The organism is Streptococcus parasanguinis, assembly GCF_015556095.1.
Taxonomy (GTDB): Bacteria; Bacillota; Bacilli; order Lactobacillales; family Streptococcaceae; genus Streptococcus; species Streptococcus parasanguinis_Q.
Genome location: NZ_JADNLT010000001.1, coordinates 501,433 through 503,020 on the forward strand (window position 1 = coordinate 501,433; position 1,588 = coordinate 503,020).

General features: G+C 43.5%; 1 pseudogene. It reads right to left on the minus strand.

The features are described 5' to 3' along the window. A pseudogene (locus tag I2E70_RS10535) lies at positions 1 to 1,588 on the minus strand (CshA family fibrillar surface protein C); the annotation flags it as partial.

Consider the following 1,588-nt stretch of genomic DNA (forward strand, 5'->3'; position numbering starts at 1 on the left):
GTGTAAGTTCCTTCTCCTGGAATGGTCTTCGTAGTTGAACCATCTTCAAAGGTTGCTGGCACATCATCATCCATTGGGATTGCAGGGTTACCAGGTGTGAAGCTTGGTGTACCTGTTTGTGTTTTACCTTGGATATCTGTAGATGTTGCAGGTTCAGCAGTTGGGACAACTGGAGTGATCTTCGGTGTGTAAGTTGTTTCAGCAACTGTTCCGTTTGTATCTTTACCTTGAACCTTAACTGGAACCACATCACCTGAGTAAGATTTATCCGTTGGTGTGAAGGTTACAAGGCCTGTTTCTTTATCAACTGTGAAAGTACCAATTTCTTTACCTTCTGGTGATTTAGCAACTACAGATTCTGCTGGCTGACCATTTTCATCAAGAAGAGTAATGGTATCTTTGTCAATTGGTGCAACTGGGTCACCTTCAGTGAAGGTTACTGTTCCAGTTTGAACCACACCTTGAGGTGCTTCTGATGTAGCTGGAGTTGCTGTTGGTGTTACCGGTGTCACAGTTGGTGTGTACTTAGCAGTAACTGGAGTACCGTTCTTATCGACACGTTTAACTGTTACGCCTGTACCTTCTCCTGTGAATGATTTTTCTGGAACAAAGGTTACGGTTCCGTCTGGAGCAACAGTGTAAGTTCCTTCACCATCGACAGTCTTCGTAGTTGAGCCATCTTCGAAGGTGGCTGGAGTATCTTCATCGATTGGAACATTTGGATTTCCTTCGGTGAAGGTTGGTTTACCTGTTTGTGTTTGACCTTGAATATCTGTCGATGTAGCATCTTCAGAAGTTGGAACAACCGGAGTAATCTTCGGTGTATAAGTTGTTTCAACTGTAGTTCCATTTGCATCAGCTGCTTGAACCTTAACTGGGACAACATCCCCTGAATAAGATTTATCTGTTGGTGTGAAAGTAACTACACCTGTATCTTTATCAACTGTGTATGTACCGATCACATTACCTGCTGGTGATTTCGCTTCTACTGATGCTGCTGGTTGACCATTTTCATCAAGAAGAGTAATCGAATCCTTGTTAATTGGAGCTACTTCATCACCTTCAGTGAAGGTTACAGTGCCAGTTTGAACAAGACCTTGAGGGCCAGTAGATTCAGCTGGTGTTGCAGTTGGAGTTACTGGAGTTACAGTTGGTGTGTAAGTTGCAGAAGCTTTAGTTCCGTTCTTATCTTCACGAACAACTGTTACGGCTGGTGCTTTACCTGTGAATGATTTTTCAGGAACAAAGGTTACAGTTCCGTCTGCTGCTACTGTGTAAGTACCAACGCCATCAACTGTCTTAGTTGTTGAACCATCATCGAAGGTTGCTGGAACATCATCGTTCATTGGCACACGGCTGTTGCCTTCAGTAAATTCAGGCTTACCTGTTTGGGTTTGACCTTGTTTACCTGTTGTTTCAACTGGTGTAGCTGTCGGTGTGACTGGTGTCACAGTTGGTGTATAAGTTGCAGAAGCTTTGGTTCCGTTCTTATCTTCACGAACAACTGTTACGGCTGGTGCTTTACCTGTGAATGATTTTTCAGGAACAAAGGTTACAGTTCCGTCTGCTGCTACTGTGTAAGTACCAA